This window comes from Amycolatopsis eburnea (assembly GCF_003937945.1).
GTDB lineage: Bacteria > Actinomycetota > Actinomycetes > Mycobacteriales > Pseudonocardiaceae > Amycolatopsis > Amycolatopsis eburnea.
Genome location: NZ_RSEC01000037.1, coordinates 1 through 221, shown reverse-complemented (window position 1 = coordinate 221; position 221 = coordinate 1). Strand labels below are relative to the sequence as shown.

At 57.0% G+C, this 221-nt stretch carries 1 rRNA gene; it reads right to left on the bottom strand.

From position 1 onward, the window contains the following. A 23S ribosomal RNA gene (locus tag EIY87_RS18910) occupies positions 1-221 on the bottom strand; the annotation flags it as partial.

The following is a 221-nucleotide window of genomic DNA, read 5'->3' as shown; positions in this document are numbered from 1 at the left end:
TGGGGTACGGGCCGTGCATGCACTCACTAGAGGCTTTTCTCGGCAGCATAGGATCACTCTACTTCGCCTCAAACGGCTACGCATCACGTCTCAGGATATGTAGCCGGCGGATTTGCCTACCAGCTTCCCTACACGCTTACACCAGGACAACCATCGCCTGGCGGAGCTACCTTCCTGCGTCACCCCATCGCTTGACTACTACGAAATCAGGTCCCACGCTC